The following is a 1,802-nucleotide window of genomic DNA, read 5'->3' as shown; positions in this document are numbered from 1 at the left end:
CTAGTGTCTGTCCAGAAATCGCATGGCCGCAGGAATTACGACTAATTTCGAAGAAAAGCTCCCCGAAGATCGAACCCGCAAGCGGGTTCGCGCGTTGGAATTGTTGACTAAAAGCAATTTCAAACGCAAATCTTCGAGGAGTGAACGTGGTCCGAAAGCACTATCAATCGCAGCAACGCTTTGACTGCAGCCCCATCGCGCAAGTTGAACTCAACGTCCAGTGCCGAGACGAAATCGTTCCGGTACTCGCTGGCTTACAGTTCCTTTATACCAACAACCAACTGCGACACAAAGCTGTCAAGTTGGTCGCCGCTGATCTCAACGAAGACTCGCGCCGAGATGTCGGCCGACCTGGGATGGATGATTGGCACGTCGTTGTCTTAGCCGCGGTAAGGTTGGGATGCAACTTTGATTACGACAAACTACAAGACCAAGTCGAGAACCATCGGACGCTGCGACAAATCATGGGCATCGGCGATTGGGAGGACCCCGGGAATTTTAGTTTCCGCCGTATCCATGACACATTGACCAAAATCAAAACGTCAACTCTCGAAAAGCTCAATCAAACCATCGTCGCGGCCGGACAGGAAATCCATGGCACCGCCGCTCAGTACGCGCGAGCTGACTCGTTCGTCATTGAAACGAATATTCATTACCCCACTGAAAGCAGCCTGATCAAAGACGGAGTCGGCAAGTTCACGCCGATCTGTATCGAACTGGCCGATGAATTGAATGTCACCGGCTGGAGACAGGCTGGGCACTTGAGCAAAAAGATCAAGAAGCTTGCGCAGACAATCGGAAGGCTTGCCGCTAGCAAGAGTCGTGGCAAGAAAGAGGCAATGGAGTCGCTTTACAGTGATCTGTTACATCGCACCGACTTGTTGATCGAGCGTGCAAAAACACTGATCCAGACGGCTCGTGATGAAACATCGTCACCTGGGGTTCTGGAAAAGTCAAATGCCTTGAAGCACTGGATCGAGCTTACCGAACAGGTTTGCGACACTGCACGGCGAAGGGTCTTGCTGGGTGAATCGGTTCCCAACAACGAGAAGTTGTTCAGCCTATTCGAGACTCACACTCAGTTGTATCGGCGAGGCAAAGCAGGACAAACGAATCAGTATGGACGCTTGGCATTGATCTATGAAGACGGAGCTGGCTTCATCAGCCACTATCACTTGATGGATCGTGATGCGTTGGATCGCGACGTGGTGGTCGAGCAAACCGAGATCGCTCAACGCAAGCATGGTGACTCGATTGAAAGGGCGTCTTTCGATCGCGGCTTTCACAGCGAAGAGAATGAAGATGAGCTGACACGGATGATCGCCAACGTGTGCGTTCTGCCTCGTCATCCAGGCCAATATGCGGAGCGACTCAAGAACGCATCGGTGAGCTTTCATCAAACACGATTGCAGCACAGTGGTGTGGAAGCGGCGATCGGCGTGTTGCAACGCGGCAACGGCTTAAAGCGTTGTCGCGATCGTAGTGAGTTGGGATTTGAACGCTACCTTGGCCTGGCGATCCTGGGCCGCAACATTCACACGCTAGGGAAGTTGCTGATCGCCATGCAGCATCAATCGTCGGCCGCTGCAACGAGCCTTCGTCAAGCTGCTTAGCAACTCACTGAATGACATCGCACACAAGATGGGCTATCGGTCTGCAATGGCGCAAACCAAAGGCTCGCAAAACATGTAGAGAAGCCGGAAATCACTTCGCCCGCTACTCGGAATCCGAATCTTCGCGACTGAAACTCGTAAGCTCACCCCGAGGAAATCGCACTCGGAGTGATTTCCGGACAGACACTA

The 1,802-nt window shown here is 52.5% G+C and carries 1 protein-coding gene; it reads left to right on the top strand.

Going from position 1 to position 1,802, the window contains the following annotated elements:
* The first annotated feature begins 146 nt into the window (after positions 1-146).
* Positions 147-1,613 carry an ISNCY family transposase gene (locus Poly51_RS30205; protein ID WP_186775929.1) on the top strand — a complete coding sequence of 489 codons (1,467 nt, stop codon included), beginning with the start codon at positions 147-149 and terminating at the stop codon, positions 1,611-1,613.
* The last annotated feature ends 189 nt before the right edge of the window (positions 1,614-1,802 follow it).

Origin of the sequence: Rubripirellula tenax, from assembly GCF_007860125.1 — a bacterium.
Taxonomy (GTDB): Bacteria; Planctomycetota; Planctomycetia; order Pirellulales; family Pirellulaceae; genus Rubripirellula; species Rubripirellula tenax.
The sequence above is the reverse complement of the archived record's forward strand: the minus strand, read 5'-3'. Positions and strand labels throughout refer to the sequence as shown.